The following is an 18,743-nucleotide window of genomic DNA, read 5'->3' on the forward strand; positions in this document are numbered from 1 at the left end:
GGGACATGCCGGCCCATTACACCCGCGAGCTGCTCGAAGCGGCAGCTCGTGAGACGGCCAACTGCGATGACGCGGTGCGGTGGTGCGGAGGTACACCGACGCCGGGAAGCAGGGCCTACCTACGGCGGAAGATGGCAGAGGAGAGGATCGACATCTCCCACTTCGCAGACCCGAGAATCCGGCACACCGAACACGTTCTGCGCGACCTGGTCGCGGGCTCCACAAGCGTCGCCGAGGTCGTGCGTCGCCTCGGAATCAATCCCGTCGGGGGCAATCACAGCCACATCAGCCGCCGGATAGCCGCGCTGGGAATCGACACCTCTCACTTCGAGACCCGCTCCCGGGCACGACGGAAGAGGGTGCTCGGCAGCCTGCTGGCACTCAGGTCCCGGGCGGACGGCAGGGTCTCCGGTGAGCGGCTTCGGCGCGAACTGCTCAGGTGTGGAGTGCCGGAGCTGTGTGCCATGTGCGGCACGGGTGCGGAATGGGACGGCCGCCCCCTGCGCCTCGAGGTCGACCACATCGACGGCGCATGGTGGGACAACCGCCTGGAGAACCTGCGCCTGCTGTGCCCCAATTGCCACTCCGTCACGGACACGTATCGCGGTCGGAAGCGACGGAAATCAGCGTGAGCGTCCAGAACCGCCGCTTCTCCCGTGACGTTCTGGTGCGGACCGCGGCGGTCTCAAGCAGCCTTGTGGACCTGCTGGTACGCCTGGACGCCCCACTGGGCAGCAGGACCCTCCAGTACGTCCGTCGTCGACTGGAGCACTACGGAATCGACACCTCCCACTTCACCGACGAGTCCCTTCCTCCCGGGGAACGGCGGTCCTACACGAAGGAGAGGCTCAGCGAGGCCGCCGCCAACACCCACAGCATTCGAGAAATGTTCGAGTACATGGGATACACCCCCAGCGAAAGCCCCTACGACTACGTCAGGAGGAAGCTCGACCGGTTGGGTATCGACACCTCCCACTTCACCGGAGGGCGGAGGCACCGTCCACTGGTCACATCCCTCGAGGATCTGCGGCCGGCCCTCGCCGAATCCAGGAGCCTGGCACAGGCTCTCAAGCGTCTCGGGCTCGCGGACAACGGTGCAACGCGTACATGCCTGAAGCGGGCCATCGACGAGTACGGTCTCTCGACCTCCCACTTCACCGGGCGAGCCCACTCCCGCGGGGCGCCGTCACCTCACCGCAAGAAGGCAGCGGATATCCTCCGGCGCCTGGAGCCGGGCACACCGCGGACCCGCACCTCTCACCTACGCCGCGCGCTCGATGACCTGCAGGTGGTACGCAAGTGCTCAGCATGTGGGATCGGCGACACATGGCAGGGGAAACGCCTCGTTCTGGAGATCGACCACATCAACGGCGACCGGCTCGACAACCGGCATGCGAACCTGCGCTACCTGTGCCCGAATTGCCATAGCCTGACCGCCACATGGTGTCGCAACCGTCATCGATCCGAGGCAGTCGAGGATTGACCTCTTACGGCTTGCCCGACGGCCCCCTTGTAGACTGCCGTCACACGCGCGAGTGCTGGAACTGGTTAGACAGGCTGGTTTTAGGTACCAGTGCCCTAGTGGCGTGAGGGTTCGAGTCCCTTCTCGCGTACACACACGACAGGCTCAGCCCGCACAGTCGGGGCTGAGCCTGTCGGCGTTACCCCACCAGCTCCCGCACCACCGGCACCAGCGCCCGGAACGCCTTCCCCCGGTGGCTGATCGCGTTCTTCTCCGCCGGGGTGAGTTCCGCGCACGTGCGGGTCTCGTCGTCCGGCTGGAGGATCGGGTCGTAGCCGAAGCCGTGCGTGCCGGCCGGGGTGTGGCGCAGGGTGCCGTTGAGGCGGCCCTCGACCACGCGTTCCGTGCCGTCGGGCAGGGCCAGGGCGGCGGCGCAGGCGAAGTAGGCGCCGCGGTGGGGGGTGTCGATGTCGCCGAGCTGGGCCAGGAGCAGGTCCAGGTTGGCCTGGTCGTCGCCGTGGGTGCCGGACCAGCGGGCGGAGAAGATGCCGGGGGCGCCGCCAAGTACGTCGACGCAGAGGCCGGAGTCGTCGGCGATGGCGGGGTGGCCGGTGGCCTGGGCCAGGGCATGGGCCTTGAGGAGTGCGTTCTCGGCGAAGGTGACGCCGGTTTCCTTGACGTCGGGGATGTCCGGGTACGCGTCCGCGCCGACGAGGTCGAGGGTCAGGCCCGCGTCGGCGAGGATCGCGTGGAGTTCGGTGATTTTCCCGGCGTTGCGGGTGGCGAGGATCAGGCGCGTCATGCGTCGATTATCGCCGCCTGCCGACGGGTGCGGCCCTCCCGGTCCCGGGGTGGGGCCTTCCCGGTCAGGGGGTGCAGACCTTGCCGATCTCGGTGGCCGCGTCGGTGACGGGAGTGATGTCGGGGGTGGCGTCGCCCTTGTCGAGGGAGTCGCGGACGTTGGTGACGCCGGCCTGGAGGTCGTCGACGGCCTTGCTGAGGTCTGCGTTGTCGGTGGTGTCGCCGAGGTCCTTGAGGTCCTTGTCGATCTGGTCGAGGGCTTCCGAGGCCTGGGTGGGGTCGTCGGTGGCGTTGGATACCGCCTGCTGGAGGCTGTTGACGCTGGTGGCGATGGCGTCGGCGGTGCGTACGCAGTCGAGGGCCTTGTCGACGGCGCCGCAGCCCGTCGCGGCGGTGAGGGTCAGCAGGGTTGCCGTGACGGCGAGTGCGGTGCGGTGGTGGCGGCGCGAGGCCATGGTGCGGTCCCTCCCCGGAGCGGATACGTGGACGGGCGCACGGTTCGACCCGTGCGCCCGTGCTCGTTACGACGCTGTGCGCTGCGCTTTTGGTTGCTTCTTTACTCGCCGAGTGTGCGGGCGAGTGCTTCTTCCTGGAGCTTGGCGAGGTCGACGCATCCGGCGGTGGCGAGGTCGAGGAGGGCGTCGAGTTCGGCGCGGTCGAAGGGCTGGGCCTCGGCGGTGCCCTGGACTTCGACGAAGCGGCCGTCGCCGGTGCAGACGACGTTCATGTCGGTGTCGGCGCGGACGTCTTCCTCGTAGCAGAGGTCGAGGAGGGGGGTGCCGTCGACGATGCCGACGCTGATGGCGGCGACGGTGCCGGTGAGGGGCTTGCGGCCGTGCTTGATGATCTTCTTGCCCTGGGCCCAGGCGACGGCGTCGGCGAGGGCGACGTAGGCGCCGGTGATGGCGGCGGTGCGGGTGCCGCCGTCGGCCTGGAGGACGTCGCAGTCGAGGACGATGGTGTTCTCGCCGAGGGCCTTGTAGTCGATCACCGCGCGCAGGGAGCGGCCGATGAGGCGGCTGATCTCGTGGGTGCGGCCGCCGATCTTGCCGCGTACGGATTCGCGGTCGCCGCGGGTGTTGGTGGAGCGGGGCAGCATGGAGTACTCGGCGGTGACCCAGCCTTCGCCGCTGCCCTTGCGCCAGCGCGGTACGCCTTCGGTGACGGAGGCGGTGCAGAAGACCTTGGTGTCGCCGAAGGAGATGAGCACGGAGCCTTCGGCGTGCTTGCTCCATCCGCGTTCGATGGTGACGGGGCGGAGCTGTTCGGGGGTGCGGCCGTCGATGCGAGACATGGCGTCGAGCCTATCGGCTGCGGGCGCGGGGTCCGTTCGGGTGCACGGCAGGCCCCGCTCCTGACCGGTCGGGGGCGGAGCGGGGCCTGCGCGTGGGTTCGGGTGGGCCGGTGGTGTCAGCCGGTCACATCATGTCTTCGATGTCGGCGGCGATGGGGTCGGCGTCGGTGCCGATGACGACCTGGATCGCGGTGCCCATCTTGACGACGCCGTGGGCTCCGGCGGCCTTGAGCGCGGCTTCGTCGACCTTGCTGGGGTCGTGGACCTCGGTGCGGAGGCGGGTGATGCAGCCTTCGATCTCGTCGATGTTCTCGATACCGCCGAGCCCGGCGACGATCTTCTCAGCCTTGCTGGCCATGTCCTTCTCCCTGGTCTGTGCGTGCGTGGGGCGGCCCACCGTGGGTCCGTTTCGTCACGGTAACGCACGGTTGGCCCAACTTCACGGGCGGGTATCCGCACGGTCCCCAATGATGACGATCACCGGCACCCTGCCTTTCGACAGGGCTCCGCACCGTATCGCAACTGGTCTACACCAGTTTCCAACGACCGCCAAACCAGGCTTGTTCCGGGAGGAAGCCGATGAGTTCGAGCGCGGCGGCAGTACCGCAGCGGAAGTGGTGGAACGGGCCGGTCCAGGGCTTGCAGAAGGTGGGCCGCAGTCTGCAGCTGCCGGTGGCCGTCCTGCCCGCCGCCGGCCTCCTCGTCAGCCTCGGCAACCTCTTCGGTTCCTCGCTGCACGGCGCATTCTGGGACAAGTTCGCCAAGGTCCTCCTCAACGGCGGCGGGGCGATCCTCAACGGCGACCTGGGCCTGCCCCTGCTGTTCTGCATCGGCGTGGCCATCGGTTTCGCGAAGAAGGCCGACGGCTCGACGGCACTGGCGGCGGTGGTCGGATTCCTGGTCTACCGGGGCGTGCTGACGGCGTTCCCGGTCGACGGTTCGGTGACCGAGGCCCTGCCCGCGGGGACACCGCAGAACCCGGGGGTCCTGGGCGGCATCATCATCGGCCTGATCACCGCGGTCGTCTGGCAGCGCTTCCACCGGACCAAGCTGGTCGACTGGCTCGGCTTCTTCAACGGCCGCCGCCTCGTGCCGATCCTGATGGCGTTCATCTGTGTGATCCTGGGCACGCTGTTCGGTCTGCTCTGGCAGCCGGTGGGTGACGCGCTGACCTGGTTCGCCAAGCAGTTGATCGATCTCGGTGCCTGGGGTGCGGCGATCTTCGGGTTCGCGAACCGCCTGCTGATCCCGATCGGCATGCACCAGTTCCTGAACACGTTCTTCTGGTTCCAGGCGGGCGAGTTCACCGGCGGGGACGGGGCGACCGTCCAGGGTGACATCTCGCGGTTCTTCGCCGGGGACCCGTCGGCGGGCCAGTTCACCTCGGGCTTCTTCCCGATCTTCATGTTCGGCCTGCCGGCCGCCGCCCTGGCCATCGCGCACACCGCGCGTCCTGAGCGGCGCAAGGAGGTGTCCGGGCTGATGCTCTCCGTGGCGCTGACGTCGTTCGTGACGGGTGTGACGGAACCGATCGAGTTCTCCTTCCTCTTCGTCGCCCCGCTGCTGTACGGGGTGCACGCCATCCTGACCGGTGTCTCGATGGGCGTCACGTGGGCGTTCGGCGTGCACGCCGGATTCAGCTTCTCGGCGGGGCTGATCGACTACGTCGTCAACTGGCACCTGGACACCAAACCGTGGCTGATCATCCCGATCGGGCTGTGCTTCGCGGTGATCTACTATGTGATCTTCCGGTTCGCGATCACCAAGTTCAATCTCCAGACCCCGGGGCGGGAGCCCGCGGAGGAGGAGAGGAAGACGGAGGAGGACCTCACCAGGTGAGGCTTCTCCGCTTCCGCAAGGCCCCCGGACCCACCGGTCCGGGGGCCTTCGCCGTGTCACCCAGGGTGGCGGCGGAACTACGCCGGAAACAGGAGGTAATCGAAGGTTCCTTATCTAACCCTCACCGTGCTAAAACTGGTCTACACCACTGAGTGGTCCAGACCACGCGGCTGTCCCCCGCCGCGTTCCTCAAGTCGTCGCCTCCCCGGTAACCCGTCCCCGGCGACGCCTTGCCTTACCGGAGGAAGTTCATGAGTACGGACACCGCTGCCGCCCCGGCGGCTCCCGCGAAGAAGCGGGGTGCCGGCGTGTTCCAGGGCCTGCAGAAGATCGGGCGCAGCCTCCAGCTGCCGATCGCCGTCCTGCCGGCGGCGGGCATCCTGCTCCGCCTCGGCCAGCCCGACGTCTTCGGGGCGGAGGGCCTCGGCTGGGGCAAGGTCGCCACGGTCTTCGCGACCGCCGGCGACGCGGTCTTCGCGAACCTGCCGCTGCTGTTCTGCGTCGGCATAGCCATCGGCTTCGCCAAGAAGGCAGACGGTTCCACCGCGCTCGCCGCCCTGGTCGGCTTCCTGGTGTACAAGAACGTGCTGACCGCGTTCCCGACCTCCGACGCCGTCGTGAACACCACGGCCAACAAGGGTGTCGACGTCGCCGCGACGTACAACGACCCCAAGGTCTTCGGCGGCATCATCATGGGCCTCCTGGCCGCCGTCATCTGGCAGCGCTTCCACCGCACCAAGCTGGTCGACTGGCTCGGCTTCTTCAACGGCCGCCGTCTCGTCCCGATCATCATGGCCTTCGTGGGCACCATCATGGGTGTGCTCTTCGGTCTGCTCTGGGAGCCCGTCGGTGACGTCATCACCAACTTCGGTGAGTGGATGACGAGTCTGGGCGCTGTCGGTGCCGGCATCTTCGGTGTCGTCAACCGTGCGCTGCTGCCGGTCGGCATGCACCAGTTCGTGAACACGGTGGCCTGGCAGGAGATCGGTTCCTTCAAGGACTCCACCGGTGGTGTGTGGCACGGCGACCTGCCGCGCTTCTTCCACGGTGACCCCACGGCCGGTCAGTTCATGTCCGGCTTCTTCCCGATCATGATGTTCGCGCTGCCCGCCGCCGCCCTGGCCATCACCCACACGGCCCGGCCCGAGCGCCGCAAGGCCGTGGGCGGCATGATGATGTCGCTGGCGCTGACCTCGTTCGTCACCGGCATCACGGAGCCGATCGAGTTCGCGTTCATGTTCATCGCGCCGCTCCTCTACGTCATCCACGCGGTGCTGACCGCCGTGTCGATGGCCGTCACGTGGGGCCTGGGCGTGCACCACGGCTTCAGCTTCTCCGCCGGTGCGATCGACTACTTCCTGAACTGGAACCTGGCGACCAAGCCGTGGATGATCATCCCCATCGGTCTGGCCTTCGCGGTGATCTACTACGTGGTCTTCCGCTTCGCCATCACGAAGTTCAACCTCACCACCCCGGGCCGTGAGCCCGAGGAGGAGGTCGAGGACCTCACCAAGGCGTAAGCCCTGGCGGATCCATCGAGAAGCCCCCACCTCCCGCGCCGGGAGGTGGGGGCTTCGTCGTGGGCGCGGCCCGTGCGCGGGAGGCGGGGCCTCAGACCTCGTACACCGCGCCCGGAACCGCCAGCTCGACCGGGCCCTCGTACACCTCGCGGGCGTCGGAGAGGTTGCGGTCGGCGTCGGTCCACGGCGGGATGTGGGTGAGGACGAGACGGCCGGCTCCCGCGCGTGCGGCGTACTCGCCCGCCTCCCGGCCGTTGAGGTGGAGGTCGGGGATGTCCTCCTTGCCGTGGACGAACGACGCCTCGCAGAGGAACAGGTCGCTGCCCTCGGCGAGTTCGGCCAGCGCCTCGCAGGTGCCCGTGTCGCCCGAGTACGTGAGGGTGCGGCCCTCGTGCTCGATGCGGATGCCGAAGGTCTCGACGGGGTGGCAGACCTTCTCCGTGCGGACCGAGAAGGGGCCGATCTCGAACGACCCGGACTTCAGTGTGTGGAAGTCGAAGACCTCGCTCATCGCGTGGTCGGACGGGGTGTCGGCGTGAGCCGTGGTCAGGCGCCGTTCGGTGCCCTCGGGTCCGTACACGGGGATCGCGGCGGGTCTGCCGCCGTCGAAGCGGTAGTAGCGGACGACGAAGTACGCGCACATGTCGATGCAGTGGTCGGCATGGAGGTGGCTGAGGAAGATGGCGTCGAGGTCGTAGAGACCTACATGGCGCTGCAGCTCGCCGAGGGCACCGTTGCCCATGTCGAGGAGCAGCCGGAAGCCGTCGGCCTCTACGAGGTAGCTCGAGCATGCCGAACCCGTGGAGGGGAACGAGCCGGAGCAGCCGACGACGGTGAGCTTCATGGAGCGTGAACCTCCGAGGCGTGGGAACGGGGAGGGTTCGTGCGGTCCGTCGAGCCTAAGGCGCGAAAGAGGTGGCCGCTCCTCCATGGCCTGCCGTTGTGGGGGAACTCACCTGCGCTGTCACCGGTTCGATGGAAGACCGGGTGTCGCGGGGCGCGGGTACGGTCGGTGGATGAACTCGTGGTGGTGGGCGGCGCTGGCCGCCGTGGTCCTGCTGGCGCTCGTCGCGTCGGTGTCCGATGCGCGGGGCAGGGGCGGGCGTGGTCCTCGGCGTCCGGGCGGGCGGAGCCGTCCTCCGGGGCGGCCTCCGGAGCGGAGGAGGGGGCGGCCGCACGGTGAGCCGCGGCCCGGGGAGATCTGGTGGGCCGACGTGCCGTACGAGGACGGGCCCGGGTCTAAGGACCGGCCGTGTCTGGTGCTGTCGGTGCGGGGTGGCACGGCGGTCGTCGCCAAGATCACCAGCAGGCATCACGAGGAGCGGCCGGGGGTGATCGCGTTGCCGCCGGGTGCGGTGGGGGACGCCAGGGGCCGGCGGAGTTTCCTGGAGACGGACGAGCTGCGGGACGTGGCGGTGTCGGCGTTCCGCCGCAGGGCCGGTGAGGTGGATCCGGGGCTGTGGGACCGGGTGCGCGGTCTGGGGTGAGTACGCGGGAGGCGTGGGGCGGGTCGTGCTTCCCGCCCCACGCCTCCCGGTGTCCTGGCCCGGGTCCCGGTGGTTCACCCGGGGTCCGTTCGGTCCCGGTGGTTCGCCCGGGGTCCGTTCGTGTCCGGCCGGTGTCAGGCCCAGAGCTGGCCGTGCAGCGTCTCGATCGCCGCCTCGGTGGTGGGGGCGGTGTAGACGCCGGTGGAGAGGTACTTCCAGCCGCCGTCGGCGACGACGAAGACGATGTCGGCGCTCTGTCCCGCCGTGACCGCCTTGCGGCCGACGCCGATCGCGGCGTGGAGCGCGGCGCCGGTGGAGACGCCCGCGAAGATGCCCTCCTGCTGGAGGAGCTCGCGGGTGCGGGTGACGGCGTCGGCGGAGCCGACGGAGAAGCGGGTGGTGAGCACGGAGGCGTCGTAGAGCTCGGGGACGAAGCCCTCGTCGAGGTTGCGCAGACCGTAGACGAGGTCGTCGTAGCGGGGTTCCGCGGCGACGATGCTGACGTCGGGTTTGTTCTCCCGCAGGTAGCGGCCGACGCCCATGAGGGTGCCGGTGGTGCCCAGGCCCGCCACGAAGTGGGTGACGGACGGGAGGTCGGCGAGGATCTCGGGGCCGGTGGTGGCGTAGTGGGCGCCCGCGTTGTCGGGGTTTCCGTACTGGTAGAGCATGACCCAGTCGGGGTGTTCGGCGGCGAGTTCCTTGGCCACGCGTACGGCCGTGTTGGAGCCTCCCGCGGCGGGTGACGGGATGATCTCCGCGCCCCACATGGTGAGGAGGTCGCGCCGTTCCTGCGAGGTGTTCTCCGGCATGACGCACACGATGCGGTAGCCCTTGAGCTTGGCCGCCATGGCGAGCGAGATGCCGGTGTTGCCGCTGGTCGGCTCCAGGATCGTGCAGCCGGGTGTCAGCCGGCCGTCCTTCTCGGCCTGTTCGACCATGTGGAGCGCGGGGCGGTCCTTGATCGAGCCGGTGGGGTTGCGGTCCTCCAGCTTGGCCCAGATCCGGACGTCGTCGGACGGGGACAGCCGCGGCAGGCGGACCAGGGGCGTGTTGCCCACGGCCGCGAGCGGGGAGTCGTAGCGCATCAGCGCATGCCGCCGGCGACGGCCGGGAGGATGGTGATGTTGTCGCCGTCGGTGAGCTTGGTGGAGATGCCGTCGAGGAAGCGGACGTCCTCGTCGTTGAGGTAGACGTTCACGAAGCGGCGCAGCTGGTCGCCGTCGACGATGCGCTCGCGGATGCCGGTGTGGCGGCTCTCCAGGTCGGCGAGGAGGTCGGCGATGGTGTCCCCGCTGCCCTCGACCGCCTTGGCGCCGTCGGTGTAGGTGCGGAGGATGGTCGGGATGCGGACCTCGATGGCCATGGCGTGGGCTCCTGTCGGATGCGGGAAGTGGCGTGTGGGGCGCGCGTGCGGGCCCCCGCGCGGGGGTGGTGCGTACGTGGTGGCGCTCGGGCCGCGGCTCAGGCCGGGCGGTTCACGGGCAGGCCGGGGCCGGACACATCGCGCTGGACAGCCTGCACAGGTCGACGTGCAGCCGCGCGACGAGCAGCATGCCCGGCGTCTTGTCGCTCACGTCATGGGGAACCATGGGCTCATCGTATCGATTCCCCACCGGGAAACCGGAGTGTGATCCCACATGGTGGATGGTGAGCGTTCACCAGTCGGACAGCGGGGTGGGGGCGGCGCTTCCGGCGCCGCCCCCGGGTGTCAGGCGGTGGCGGGGTACGCCTCGACGACCTGGACCTCTTCCTCGGTGATCTCGCCGTCGACGATGCGGTACGAGCGGAACTGGAAGGGGCCGGCGTCGTCGGTGTCGGCGGTGGAGACCAGGACGTAGTGGGCGCCGGGCTCGTTGGCGTAGGTGAGGTCGGTGCGCGAGGGGTAGGCCTCGGTCGCGGTGTGGGAGTGGTAGATGATCACCGGCTCCTCGTCGCGGTCGTCCATCTCGCGGTAGAGCTTGAGCAGGTCGCCTGAGTCGAACTCGTAGAACGTGGGCGAGCGTGCGGCGTTGAGCATGGGGACGAAGCGTTCGGCGCGGCCCGTCCCGGCCGGGCCCGCGACCACTCCGCACGCCTCGTCGGGGTGGTCGGCGCGGGCGTGCGCGACGATCTGGTCGTGGAGCGCCTGGGTGAGGGTCAGCATGGCGCCAGGATAAGCAGACGGGCCCGCGCGTACCGAGGAGTGGTACGCGCGGGCCCGTATGCCGGACGCGGCCGTTGGGGCGGCGGTGTCCCGGGGGTGCCGTCGCGCGGGTCAGCGCTTGGCGAAGGCCTTGTTGTCGGGGTTGCGTGCCTTGAGCACCAGGTAGGAGACGCCCAGGATGAGGCCCCACAGCGGCGCGCAGTAGAGCGAGATCCGGGCGTCCTTGTCGACGGCCATCATGATGATGACGAGGCCGATGAACGCGAGGGCGAACCAGCTGGTGAAGGGTGCGCCCGGTGCCTTGAAGGTCGACTGCGGGAGTTCGCCGCGGTCGGCCTTGGCGCGGTAGCGGATCTGGCAGACCAGGATCATGATCCAGGCCCACATGCCGGAGATGGTCGCGAAGGAGACGACGTAGGTGAACGCGTCGCCGGGCCACTGGTAGTTGATCCAGACGCCGACGAGCATGAGTGCGGCGGAGGCGGTGGTGCCGACCAGCGGGAGGCCGTTCTTCGTCAGCTTCGTGAAGGCCTTGGGGCCCTGGCCGTTGAGGGCGAGGTCGCGCAGCATGCGGCCGGTGGAGTACATGCCGGAGTTGCAGGAGGACAGCGCGGCGGTGAGCACGACGAAGTTGACGATCGCGGCGCCGATGCCGAGGCCCATCTCCTGGAACGCGGCGACGAACGGGGAGACGCCGGGCTTGAAGGTGCTCCACGGGACCACGGACAGGATCATGATCAGCGCGCCGACGTAGAAGACGGCGATGCGCCACGGCACGGTGTTGATGGCCTTGGGCAGGACCGTCTTCGGGTCCTTGGACTCGCCCGCGGTGACGCCGACGAGTTCGACGGCGAGGAAGGCGAACATGACGATCTGGAGGGTCATCAGGGTGCCGCTGATGCCTTCGGGGAAGAAGCCGCCGTCGTTCCACAGGTTGGCGACGGTCGCGGTGTCACCGGCGTCGGAGAAGCCGATGGTGAGCACGCCGGCGCAGATGAGGATCATGCCGAGGATCGCGGTGACCTTGACCATCGAGAACCAGAACTCGAGCTCGCCGAAGAGCTTCACGGAGATCAGGTTGGCGCCGTAGAGAATGAAGGTGAACACGAGCGCGGACAGCCATTGCGGGATATCCCACCAGTACGTCATATAGGTGGCCGCGGCGGTGACTTCGGTGATGCCGGTGACGACCCAGAAGAGCCAGTACGTCCATCCGGTCACGAATCCGAAGAAGGGTCCGAGGAATTCGCGTGCGTACTCCGAGAAGGAGCCGGAAACCGGGCGGTACATGAGGAGTTCGCCCAGGGCGCGCATGATGAAGAAGATGACGAGGCCCGCGATGGCGTACGCCAGGATGAGGCTGGGGCCGGCCCTGTCGATGGCCTTGCCCGCGCCGAGGAAGAGCCCCGTGCCGATGGCTCCGCCGATGGCGATCATCTGGATCTGGCGGGCTCCGAGGCCTCGCTGGTAGCCCTCGCCCGCCGGGGCGTCGACGGCCTTCGGGCCGTCCGCCTGTCCGTTGTCGACCTGCGCCGATGTCATGGTGGTGCGCCTTTCTCCACGCCGATCCGCGCCGTCGTCGGCGTCGGATCAGGTCCTGATCCCCCCGGATATGGATGGAGTGCCGCCGGCGTTCGGCCGGCTTGTAGCGCCCCCGGGAACAGGGGTGGCGTCCCCGGGCGGTCGTGAAGATTTATCACGGTCGCCCGGCTCAGCCGACGGACATTATGTGGCGCACACCACAGGAAAAAGCGGACAAGCGTTTCCAGGCGCTGCAAAGAACGCCGTTCAGGTGACGGGATCGTTATTCGGATTTGAGCATCCGTTGAGCGAACCCGAGGACCGTCAGTCGTGCATCAGGGTTTCGACGAGGGTTTCCTGGAGCGCCCCGAGCCAGAGGTAGGCCATCACCATCGGCTTGCGGGGGTCGTCGTCGGGCAGCCGGTAGAGCGATCCGTCCTGGCCCTCGTCCTCGTCCGAGACCTCCAGCCGCGTGCCGATGGTGAGGCGGAGGTCGTTGAGCGAGCCGAGCCAGTGGTGGCACTCGTCGCCGGTGAGGCTGAGCACGGCGCCGCTGTCGGCCACGGGCGCGAGCGCGTCGAGCGACCGCACGACGGCGAGCGCGTCGTCGCGCTTGCGGGTGCGCAGGTCGTTCTCGGTGAAGCGGCGGAACTCGGCGGACGCCTCGCGCAGCTCCTTGTCCGCGTCGCCGTAGGCCTCGGGGAAGAGGCGGGCGAGGGCGGGGTCCGAGGGCGGTTCGCTGGGCCCCTCGGCGAAGAGGGCGGCGAGGGGGTCCTCGCCCTCGGCGGGCTCGTCGCCCGGGCCGATCAGTTCGAGCAGCTGCACGGCGAGGGAGCGCAGGATGGCGACCTCGACCTCGTCGAGCGCGACGGACGCGCCGCCGCCTGGGTTGGCCTCGAAGTGGCCGGCCATGAGTTCTCCGATGAGTGGGTCGGGCGGAGCGGAAGGGGGAAGAGGGCGTCCGGTCAGTTCCGGTCCTGGGTCAGGGTGGCCCAGAGCCCGTAGCCGTGCATGGCCTGTACGTCGCGTTCCATCTCTTCGCGGCTTCCGCTGGAGACGACCGCGCGGCCCTTCTGGTGGACGTCGAGCATCAGCTTGTGCGCCTTGTCCTTCGAGTAGCCGAAGTACGCCTGGAAGACGTAGGTCACGTAGCTCATGAGGTTCACCGGGTCGTTGTGCACCAGCGTCACCCAGGGGACGTCGGGCTCGGGGACGGCGAAGGTCTCCTCGGCCGATTCGGGACGTTCGATCTCTACGGGGGCAGCAACGCTCACCTACCCCATGCTGCCACCAGGGAGGGGTCGGCGCACAAACGGCGCCCCCATCTCGTCACTTTGACGAATAGGGAGTAGCATCCCCGGCATGAACTCAGCGGACCTTGGGCGACGGGTCGGTGTGCCGTCGACCGCGCTCTTCACCGACCAGTACGAGCTGACCATGGTGCAGGCCGCACTGAAGGCGGGCACCGCGGACCGGCGCTCCGTCTTCGAGGCCTTCACCCGCCGCCTCCCCGAGGGCCGGCGCTACGGCGTGGTGGCGGGGACCGGGCGCGTGCTGGACGCGGTGGAGAACTTCCACTTCGACGACGAGATGCTCGCCTTCCTGCGCGACCAGAGGATCGTGGACGGGCAGACCGTCGACTGGCTGGCCGACTACCGCTTCAGCGGCGACATCTGGGGCTATCCGGAGGGCGAGGTGTACTTCCCGGGCTCGCCGCTCCTGCGGGTCGAGGGCTCCTTCGCGGAGTGCGTGCTGCTGGAGACCGTGATCCTGTCCGTCCTGAACCACGACTCCGCGATCGCCGCGGCCGCGTCCCGGATGTCCGCCGCGGCGAGCGGCCGGCGGCTCATCGAGATGGGCGCCCGGCGCACGCACGAGCTGTCGGCGGTGGCGTCGGCCCGCGCGGCGTACATCGGGGGCTTCCACTCCACCTCGGACCTCGCGGCGGGCTTCCGCTACAACATCCCGACCGTCGGGACGAGCGCGCACGCGTTCACCCTGCTGCACGACAGCGAGCGCGACGCGTTCCAGGCGCAGGTGGACTCGCTGGGCCGGGGTACCACGCTCCTGGTGGACACCTACGACGTGGCCGAGGCGGTGCGCACCGCGGTCGAGATCGCGGGGCCGGAGCTCGGCGCGGTACGCATCGACTCGGGCGACCTGCTGCTCGTCGCGCACCGGGTCCGGCAGCAGCTCGACGAGCTCGGCGCCACGGAGACGAAGATCGTGGTGACCTCCGACCTGGACGAGTACGCCATCGCCTCGCTGGCCGCCGCACCGGTGGACACCTACGGGGTCGGGACGCAGCTGGTCACCGGCAGCGGTCACCCCACGTGCTCCATGGTCTACAAGCTGGTGGCGCGCGCACGGTCGGCCGATCCGGCGGACCCGGTGCTGCCGGTCGCGAAGAAGTCGCTCGGCGCGAAGTCGTCGAGGGGCGGCCGCAAGTGGGCGGCACGCCGGCTGGACGAGTACGGCGTCGCCGAGGCCGAGGTGATCGGCACGGGCGAGGTGCCCCAGGAGCTCGCGGACAGGCAGCTCCTGGTGGAGCTCGTCAGGGGCGGCGAGGTGGTCGCCAGGGAGCCGCTGGAGGCGGCACGGGAGCGGCACACCGCGGCACGGGCGGGACTGCCGATGTCGGCGATGCAGCTGTCGCGCGGGGAGCCCGTGCTGCCCACGGAGTACGTCTGAGGCGCTGGGGTACGAGAGTGACCCACGGGGGGGGGCGCGAGGCCCGCCCCGGCCGCCGGACGGGCCCGTGACGCCCGGGCCGCCGGAGCCGGTCCCGCATCGCGGGGCGCGCCGGGAGGGAGAGTCGAGGTGTGCGCCCCCTCCCGCACGGTGCGCCGAGTCTCTAGGCTCGATTGCATCCCCACCGTCCCAGTCCGCAGCAACCGCCGGACCCCCACCGAAGGACAACCGTCATGCATCGCGCCTTGATCGTCGTTGACGTTCAGAACGACTTCTGCGAGGGCGGCAGCCTCGCGGTGGCGGGCGGCGCCGATGTCGCCGCAGCCATCACCGACCTGATCGGCGAGGCCCAGCCCGGATACAGCCACGTGGTCGCCACCCGTGACCACCACATCGATCCGGGTGACCACTTCTCCGCGTCCCCGGACTTCGAGCGCTCCTGGCCGCCGCACTGCGTGGCCGGTACGGAGGGCGTCGGCTTCCACCCGAACTTCGCCCCTGCCGTCGCCTCCGGCGCCATCGACACCGTGTTCGACAAGGGTGCCTACGAGGCCGCCTACAGCGGCTTCGAGGGCGTCGACGAGAACGGCACCGGGCTCGCCCAGTGGCTGCGGGACCGGTCGGTGACGGCCGTCGACATCGTCGGTATCGCCACGGACCACTGCGTGCGGGCCACGGCCCTGGACGCCGCCCGCGAGGGCTTCGCCACGCACGTGCTGCTGGACCTGACCGCCGGTGTCGCCGAGGGGACGACGGAGCGGGCCCTGGGCGAGATGCGGACGGCGGGCGTGGAGCTGTCGGGCAAGCCGGTCGTCTAAGGGCTGTCCCGTACTCCCTGGTGGATCAGCGCGCGGCGCCCGCACGGCGGGCCACGGGCCCCGCCCTCAGGCGGCGGGGCGGGCCGGCCCGGCGTATCCGGACGACCCGAGCAGCGCCCGTATGGGGTGCCAGAGCTCCTGGCCCGTCTGCGGCGCGGTCCGCCACAGGAGCCCGTCCGGGTGGTGCAGGACGGCCGTGATCTCGTCCGGGGTGGGCGGGTGGGAGTTGCCCCGGAGGTAGACGGCGCGCAGTCCGAGGTTGCGCAGCCTGGTCAGGGCGCGCGCCCGGTTCGCCGCGTGGACGAGGACCCGCACGGGTCCTCCCGCTCCGGCTCCGTCCGCCGGTCTGTTCAGGGCCAGTGCCACCACCACCGTGCCGTTGGGCAACCTGCAGAAACCTCCGCCTGGCATGCTTCGCACTCCCCCGTAAGACTTCGTGTCAATAAGAATCCGGTAGGACGCACCTAAACACGATCGGCCGCCGCCCGCTAGAGGGCGACGGCCGATCATGCTGTGACCTGCTGCTTTGTCGACTACTTGCCCGAGGGGCCGACCTTGACCGTCATCGTGGAGCCGTCGCGCGGCTCGCCGACGATGGTGATCCGGGTGTTGGTGTCAGAGACCTTGACACTTCCCGTCGGGTTCTCCTTGTACCAGTAGGTGCCCTTGCGGTCGTCGAAGACCGGGACGCCCAGCGACGGCTTGATCTTCAGCGCCACGTCCGCGTTGTGCAGCGTGAAGCCCTTGTTCGGGTACCAGCTGAACGGGGCGTCGAAGGGCTGGATCTTGTTGCGCAGGAGCGAGCCGTTCGTCCACTTCAGCGGCTTGGCGTGGGAGTCCACCGGAAGGATCAGACCCTGGCCCGGGTGGACCGAGGTGTTGTTGTCCTTCTGGGAGGTGTCCCACAGCCAGACCATCAGGCCGTTCTGGTACGCGTAGTGCTCGACCCAGTCCGGGCGGCTGGCGGAGAAGCCGAAGTTGTACGGGCCGACCTCGAGGGTCTTGTCGTACGAGACGTACTGGCGGTTCTCGGCGAGGTAGTACTGCGGGTAGTCGTTGGTGAACGACTCACCGATCCGCGAGAAGCCCTTGGCGGTCCAGCCGTTGTCGTCGCCCTCGGCGTTGTCCGTGAAGAGCACGGCGCCGTCGGCGGTGACGGTGATGGCGTCGGCGGTGAAGCCCTTGCCGCCCGCGCCGCCGTCCGTCTGGTAGCGGAAGCGCAGGTCGATCTTCTTGCCCGCGTAGGCGTTCAGCGGGTACGAGAGCTTCTTGACCGCGCCGGAGACGCCGGTCAGGGCCGGCTTGTCGCTGGCGTCACGCGGGATGGCGTTGCCGTCCGCCGTGCCGTCGAGCGCCGTCCAGGAGGAGCCGCCGTTGTCCGAGACCTCGGCGTAGAGGTAGTCGTAGTCGGCCTCGATGTCGTACCAGCCGGACAGGTCCAGCGAGGCGGACGTCCTGCCGGTCAGGTCGACCGAGCGGGTCAGGGTGTTCGACAGGTCGTCGCCCATGTCGCTCCACCACTGCTTCGAGCCCTCCGCGGGCTTCGCGACGGTGGTGGTGACTTCCTTGTCGGGCAGCTCGACGACCAGCGCCTGCTTGTCCTTGGTGTTGTACTCCGAGACGCCCAGCTTGTGGGTCGAGTTCGTCGCGGCCTTGGCCACGCCGTAGTCGAGCCAGCCGAGCTGCAGCTTGTCCCAGGCGGTCATGTCGCCGGGCAGGTTGCCGATCTGGCCCTTGCCGGTGCCGAGCCAGGAGCCCGCCGACATGAGGGACCAGAAGCCGACCGAGTTCTCGCCGCCGCCGGAGGTGTCGTACAGGTCCGGGAGACCGAGGTCGTGGGCGTACTCGTGGGCGAAGACGCCCAGGCCGCCGTTCTCGGGCTGCGCGGTGTAGTCACCGACCCAGATGCCCGTGTCGCCGATCTCGGCGCCACCGGCCTTGTTGTTCGCGGGGCCCGTCGCACCGGCGTTGGTGCCGTAGGCGTACCAGCGGTGCGCCCAGATGGCGTTGGTGCCCTCGGCGCCGCCGCCCGCGGACTCGTCCTCGCCGGCGTGGACCAGCTGGAAGTGGTCGATGTAGCCGTCGGGCTCGTTGAAGTTGCCGTCGCCGTCGAAGTCGTAACGGTCCCACTGGTCGTACTGCGCCAGGTCGGCCTTGATCTGGGCCGTCGTACGGCCCTTGGCCTTCTGGTCCGCGGCCCAGGCGTTGACGCCGTCGCGGACGGTGTCCCAGACGTTGGCGCAGTTGGTCGAGCCGCAGTAGTTCGAGCCGTAACGGGCCTCGTTGTACGGGACCTTGACCCAGTCGGAGACCTGGCCGTCGACCGAGTAGCGCCCGGAGGACGTCTTCTCGTAGTACGTCTTGAGGGACTCCTTGCCCGAGCCCTGGCCGAAGTACAGCTCCTGGAAGTGGGCCTGGTTGTAGTCGGCCTGCCAGGCGGTGCTGTTGTCCTTCTTGGGGTCCGGCTTGGCTATCTTGTTGTGCAGGGGGCCGGGCGTGCCGCCGTACTTCTTGACGGGCGGCAGCGGGCCGGCGGCCCCGTCCGGGTCGAACATCGTGGTGTTGTCGACCTGGTCGCCGAACTCCACGAGGATGGTGAAGATCTTGTCGGTCTTCTCCCGGCCGAGCTCGACGTACTTGCTCTTGCCGAGCTGGACGACCTTGGAGCCGCCCCGGGCGGTCACCTTCTTGTCACCGGACAGGACCTGCTCCAGCGCGGCCTGACGCCGGGCGTCCTGCTCCTTGCTGAAGGGGCCTTCCAGGTCGTGCTCGTGCGCCTTGGCCGGCGCGGGGTCGCGCCGGTCGACGCTGGAGGCGCCGGAAGCCGACGTCCCGTCGTACGCCTGCGCGGTGGCGAAGGCGGATGCCGTCGCGGCGGTGGCGGCCAGGGCCACGGCTACCGCGGTGGCGCGCAGCGCTCGTCTCTGAGTGGTCACTTGATGCAGTCCTCCCCGGCGTTCGCGTCCGCGGCCGGGAGTGAATCGGGGCCGCGCGCGATTAACGCGTCACAAGTGACGACATTCGATCGGAGTTATGAGAGAAAAGACAGATCTTGACTTGGACAAGCCAAGTGCACTATATGGGAGCCCAGTTCCGCTATCCGGACGTGGCATCCGCCGGTTGCCGGCCCGACCGGCGCGCCGAATCCCGCCGCCGTCGGCAACGTG

At 69.1% G+C, this 18,743-nt stretch carries 21 protein-coding genes and 1 tRNA gene; 8 read left to right on the forward strand and 14 right to left on the reverse strand.

Features of this window, described 5'->3' with window-relative positions; genetic code table 11:
* The first annotated feature begins 5 nt into the window (after positions 1 to 5).
* From OHT61_RS12185 to OHT61_RS12195, 3 genes are all read left to right on the forward strand, one after another.
* Positions 6 to 632, forward strand: coding sequence for an HNH endonuclease signature motif containing protein (locus tag OHT61_RS12185; protein ID WP_329037717.1), 627 nt, complete (start codon positions 6 to 8; stop codon positions 630 to 632).
* Positions 629 to 1,483 carry an HNH endonuclease signature motif containing protein gene (locus tag OHT61_RS12190; RefSeq protein WP_329037718.1) on the forward strand — a complete coding sequence of 285 codons (855 nt, stop codon included), beginning with the start codon at positions 629 to 631 and terminating at the stop codon, positions 1,481 to 1,483. The genes OHT61_RS12185 and OHT61_RS12190 overlap by 4 nt, the downstream gene beginning before the upstream one ends.
* Before the next feature lie 46 nt (positions 1,484 to 1,529).
* A tRNA-Leu gene (locus tag OHT61_RS12195) sits at positions 1,530 to 1,613 on the forward strand.
* A gap of 48 nt (positions 1,614 to 1,661) precedes the next feature.
* On the opposite strand, the gene rdgB is transcribed toward OHT61_RS12195, so the two are convergent.
* From rdgB to OHT61_RS12215, 4 genes are all read right to left on the reverse strand, one after another.
* Positions 1,662 to 2,264: an RdgB/HAM1 family non-canonical purine NTP pyrophosphatase gene (rdgB, locus tag OHT61_RS12200; protein ID WP_329037719.1), complete on the reverse strand. Its 603-nt coding sequence runs from the start codon at positions 2,262 to 2,264 to the stop codon at positions 1,662 to 1,664.
* Between the two features lie 64 nt (positions 2,265 to 2,328).
* The gene (locus OHT61_RS12205) at positions 2,329 to 2,718 is read right to left on the reverse strand and encodes a hypothetical protein (RefSeq protein WP_329037721.1); all 390 of its coding nucleotides are present in this window, start codon (positions 2,716 to 2,718) and stop codon (positions 2,329 to 2,331) included.
* A gap of 101 nt (positions 2,719 to 2,819) precedes the next feature.
* Positions 2,820 to 3,557, reverse strand: a complete 738-nt coding sequence (gene rph / locus OHT61_RS12210; protein WP_329037723.1) for a ribonuclease PH — start codon at positions 3,555 to 3,557, stop codon at positions 2,820 to 2,822.
* A 124-nt stretch (positions 3,558 to 3,681) separates the two neighbouring features.
* Complete coding sequence (locus tag OHT61_RS12215) at positions 3,682 to 3,954, reverse strand: glucose PTS transporter subunit EIIB (protein WP_078597797.1); 273 nt, start codon at positions 3,952 to 3,954, stop codon at positions 3,682 to 3,684.
* Between the two features lie 182 nt (positions 3,955 to 4,136).
* On the opposite strand from OHT61_RS12215, the gene OHT61_RS12220 reads away from it, so the two are divergent.
* Both OHT61_RS12220 and OHT61_RS12225 read left to right on the forward strand, forming a co-directional pair.
* Entirely contained in the window at positions 4,137 to 5,396 is a 1,260-nt protein-coding gene (locus OHT61_RS12220; protein ID WP_329037726.1) for a PTS transporter subunit EIIC, read from the forward strand.
* A 251-nt stretch (positions 5,397 to 5,647) separates the two neighbouring features.
* A complete protein-coding gene (locus tag OHT61_RS12225; RefSeq protein ID WP_329037727.1) occupies positions 5,648 to 6,916 on the forward strand; it encodes a PTS transporter subunit EIIC in 1,269 nt (422 codons plus the stop codon).
* 91 nt (positions 6,917 to 7,007) lie between these two features.
* Here the strand turns inward: OHT61_RS12225 and OHT61_RS12230 are convergent, their stop codons facing one another.
* The gene (locus OHT61_RS12230; protein ID WP_329037729.1) at positions 7,008 to 7,760 is read right to left on the reverse strand and encodes an MBL fold metallo-hydrolase; all 753 of its coding nucleotides are present in this window, start codon (positions 7,758 to 7,760) and stop codon (positions 7,008 to 7,010) included.
* A 172-nt stretch (positions 7,761 to 7,932) separates the two neighbouring features.
* Between OHT61_RS12230 and OHT61_RS12235 the strand changes: the two genes are divergently transcribed.
* Positions 7,933 to 8,403 carry a type II toxin-antitoxin system PemK/MazF family toxin gene (locus OHT61_RS12235; protein WP_329037731.1) on the forward strand — a complete coding sequence of 157 codons (471 nt, stop codon included), beginning with the start codon at positions 7,933 to 7,935 and terminating at the stop codon, positions 8,401 to 8,403.
* A gap of 134 nt (positions 8,404 to 8,537) precedes the next feature.
* On the opposite strand, the gene OHT61_RS12240 is transcribed toward OHT61_RS12235, so the two are convergent.
* The 7 genes from OHT61_RS12240 to clpS all read right to left on the reverse strand — a co-directional run bounded on the left by OHT61_RS12240 (position 8,538) and on the right by clpS (position 13,341).
* Positions 8,538 to 9,488, reverse strand: a complete 951-nt coding sequence (locus OHT61_RS12240) for a PLP-dependent cysteine synthase family protein (RefSeq protein WP_329037733.1) — start codon at positions 9,486 to 9,488, stop codon at positions 8,538 to 8,540.
* Entirely contained in the window at positions 9,488 to 9,766 is a 279-nt protein-coding gene (locus OHT61_RS12245; protein ID WP_329037736.1) for a MoaD family protein, read from the reverse strand. Before OHT61_RS12245 ends, OHT61_RS12240 begins: the two co-directional genes overlap by 1 nt.
* A 112-nt stretch (positions 9,767 to 9,878) precedes the next feature.
* Entirely contained in the window at positions 9,879 to 9,992 is a 114-nt protein-coding gene (locus OHT61_RS12250; protein WP_329037738.1) for a putative leader peptide, read from the reverse strand.
* Between the two features lie 119 nt (positions 9,993 to 10,111).
* Positions 10,112 to 10,546 (reverse strand): M67 family metallopeptidase, encoded by a 435-nt coding sequence (locus OHT61_RS12255; protein ID WP_329037740.1) that lies wholly within the window; start codon positions 10,544 to 10,546, stop codon positions 10,112 to 10,114.
* 111 nt (positions 10,547 to 10,657) lie between these two features.
* Positions 10,658 to 12,088, reverse strand: a complete 1,431-nt coding sequence (locus OHT61_RS12260; protein WP_329037741.1) for an amino acid permease — start codon at positions 12,086 to 12,088, stop codon at positions 10,658 to 10,660.
* A 303-nt stretch (positions 12,089 to 12,391) separates the two neighbouring features.
* The gene (locus OHT61_RS12265; RefSeq protein ID WP_329037743.1) at positions 12,392 to 12,979 is read right to left on the reverse strand and encodes a DUF2017 domain-containing protein; all 588 of its coding nucleotides are present in this window, start codon (positions 12,977 to 12,979) and stop codon (positions 12,392 to 12,394) included.
* A 53-nt stretch (positions 12,980 to 13,032) separates the two neighbouring features.
* Positions 13,033 to 13,341 carry an ATP-dependent Clp protease adapter ClpS gene (clpS, locus tag OHT61_RS12270; protein WP_031100168.1) on the reverse strand — a complete coding sequence of 103 codons (309 nt, stop codon included), beginning with the start codon at positions 13,339 to 13,341 and terminating at the stop codon, positions 13,033 to 13,035.
* Between the two features lie 88 nt (positions 13,342 to 13,429).
* On the opposite strand from clpS, the gene OHT61_RS12275 reads away from it, so the two are divergent.
* Complete coding sequence (locus OHT61_RS12275; protein ID WP_329037748.1) at positions 13,430 to 14,758, forward strand: nicotinate phosphoribosyltransferase; 1,329 nt, start codon at positions 13,430 to 13,432, stop codon at positions 14,756 to 14,758.
* Positions 14,759 to 14,991: 233 nt separating this feature from the next.
* Positions 14,992 to 15,576: an isochorismatase family protein gene (locus tag OHT61_RS12280; protein ID WP_329037749.1), complete on the forward strand. Its 585-nt coding sequence runs from the start codon at positions 14,992 to 14,994 to the stop codon at positions 15,574 to 15,576.
* A 66-nt stretch (positions 15,577 to 15,642) separates the two neighbouring features.
* Here the strand turns inward: OHT61_RS12280 and OHT61_RS12285 are convergent, their stop codons facing one another.
* Together OHT61_RS12285 and OHT61_RS12290 are read right to left on the reverse strand one after the other, a co-directional pair.
* Entirely contained in the window at positions 15,643 to 15,987 is a 345-nt protein-coding gene (locus OHT61_RS12285; protein WP_329037751.1) for a hypothetical protein, read from the reverse strand.
* A 122-nt stretch (positions 15,988 to 16,109) separates the two neighbouring features.
* The gene (locus tag OHT61_RS12290; RefSeq protein WP_329037752.1) at positions 16,110 to 18,512 is read right to left on the reverse strand and encodes an immune inhibitor A domain-containing protein; all 2,403 of its coding nucleotides are present in this window, start codon (positions 18,510 to 18,512) and stop codon (positions 16,110 to 16,112) included.
* Positions 18,513 to 18,743 lie beyond the last annotated feature (231 nt).

The organism is Streptomyces sp. NBC_00178 (genome assembly GCF_036206005.1).
Lineage (GTDB): Bacteria > Actinomycetota > Actinomycetes > Streptomycetales > Streptomycetaceae > Streptomyces.

Bases quoted from the DNA above. Each gene is read 5' to 3' on its own strand.
- OHT61_RS12185 (WP_329037717.1), top strand. From the start codon at position 6: ATGCCGGCCCATTACACCCGCGAGCTGCTCGAAGCGGCAGCTCGTGAG.
- rdgB (WP_329037719.1), bottom strand. From the start codon at position 2,264: ATGACGCGCCTGATCCTCGCCACCCGCAACGCCGGGAAAATCACCGAA.
- OHT61_RS12205 (WP_329037721.1), bottom strand. From the start codon at position 2,718: ATGGCCTCGCGCCGCCACCACCGCACCGCACTCGCCGTCACGGCAACC.
- rph (WP_329037723.1), bottom strand. From the start codon at position 3,557: ATGTCTCGCATCGACGGCCGCACCCCCGAACAGCTCCGCCCCGTCACC.
- OHT61_RS12220 (WP_329037726.1), top strand. From the start codon at position 4,137: ATGAGTTCGAGCGCGGCGGCAGTACCGCAGCGGAAGTGGTGGAACGGG.
- OHT61_RS12225 (WP_329037727.1), top strand. From the start codon at position 5,648: ATGAGTACGGACACCGCTGCCGCCCCGGCGGCTCCCGCGAAGAAGCGG.
- OHT61_RS12230 (WP_329037729.1), bottom strand. From the start codon at position 7,760: ATGAAGCTCACCGTCGTCGGCTGCTCCGGCTCGTTCCCCTCCACGGGT.
- OHT61_RS12235 (WP_329037731.1), top strand. From the start codon at position 7,933: ATGAACTCGTGGTGGTGGGCGGCGCTGGCCGCCGTGGTCCTGCTGGCG.
- OHT61_RS12240 (WP_329037733.1), bottom strand. From the start codon at position 9,488: ATGCGCTACGACTCCCCGCTCGCGGCCGTGGGCAACACGCCCCTGGTC.
- OHT61_RS12245 (WP_329037736.1), bottom strand. From the start codon at position 9,766: ATGGCCATCGAGGTCCGCATCCCGACCATCCTCCGCACCTACACCGAC.
- OHT61_RS12250 (WP_329037738.1), bottom strand. From the start codon at position 9,992: ATGGTTCCCCATGACGTGAGCGACAAGACGCCGGGCATGCTGCTCGTC.
- OHT61_RS12255 (WP_329037740.1), bottom strand. From the start codon at position 10,546: ATGCTGACCCTCACCCAGGCGCTCCACGACCAGATCGTCGCGCACGCC.
- OHT61_RS12260 (WP_329037741.1), bottom strand. From the start codon at position 12,088: ATGACATCGGCGCAGGTCGACAACGGACAGGCGGACGGCCCGAAGGCC.
- OHT61_RS12265 (WP_329037743.1), bottom strand. From the start codon at position 12,979: ATGGCCGGCCACTTCGAGGCCAACCCAGGCGGCGGCGCGTCCGTCGCG.
- OHT61_RS12275 (WP_329037748.1), top strand. From the start codon at position 13,430: ATGAACTCAGCGGACCTTGGGCGACGGGTCGGTGTGCCGTCGACCGCG.
- OHT61_RS12280 (WP_329037749.1), top strand. From the start codon at position 14,992: ATGCATCGCGCCTTGATCGTCGTTGACGTTCAGAACGACTTCTGCGAG.
- OHT61_RS12285 (WP_329037751.1), bottom strand. From the start codon at position 15,987: ATGCCAGGCGGAGGTTTCTGCAGGTTGCCCAACGGCACGGTGGTGGTG.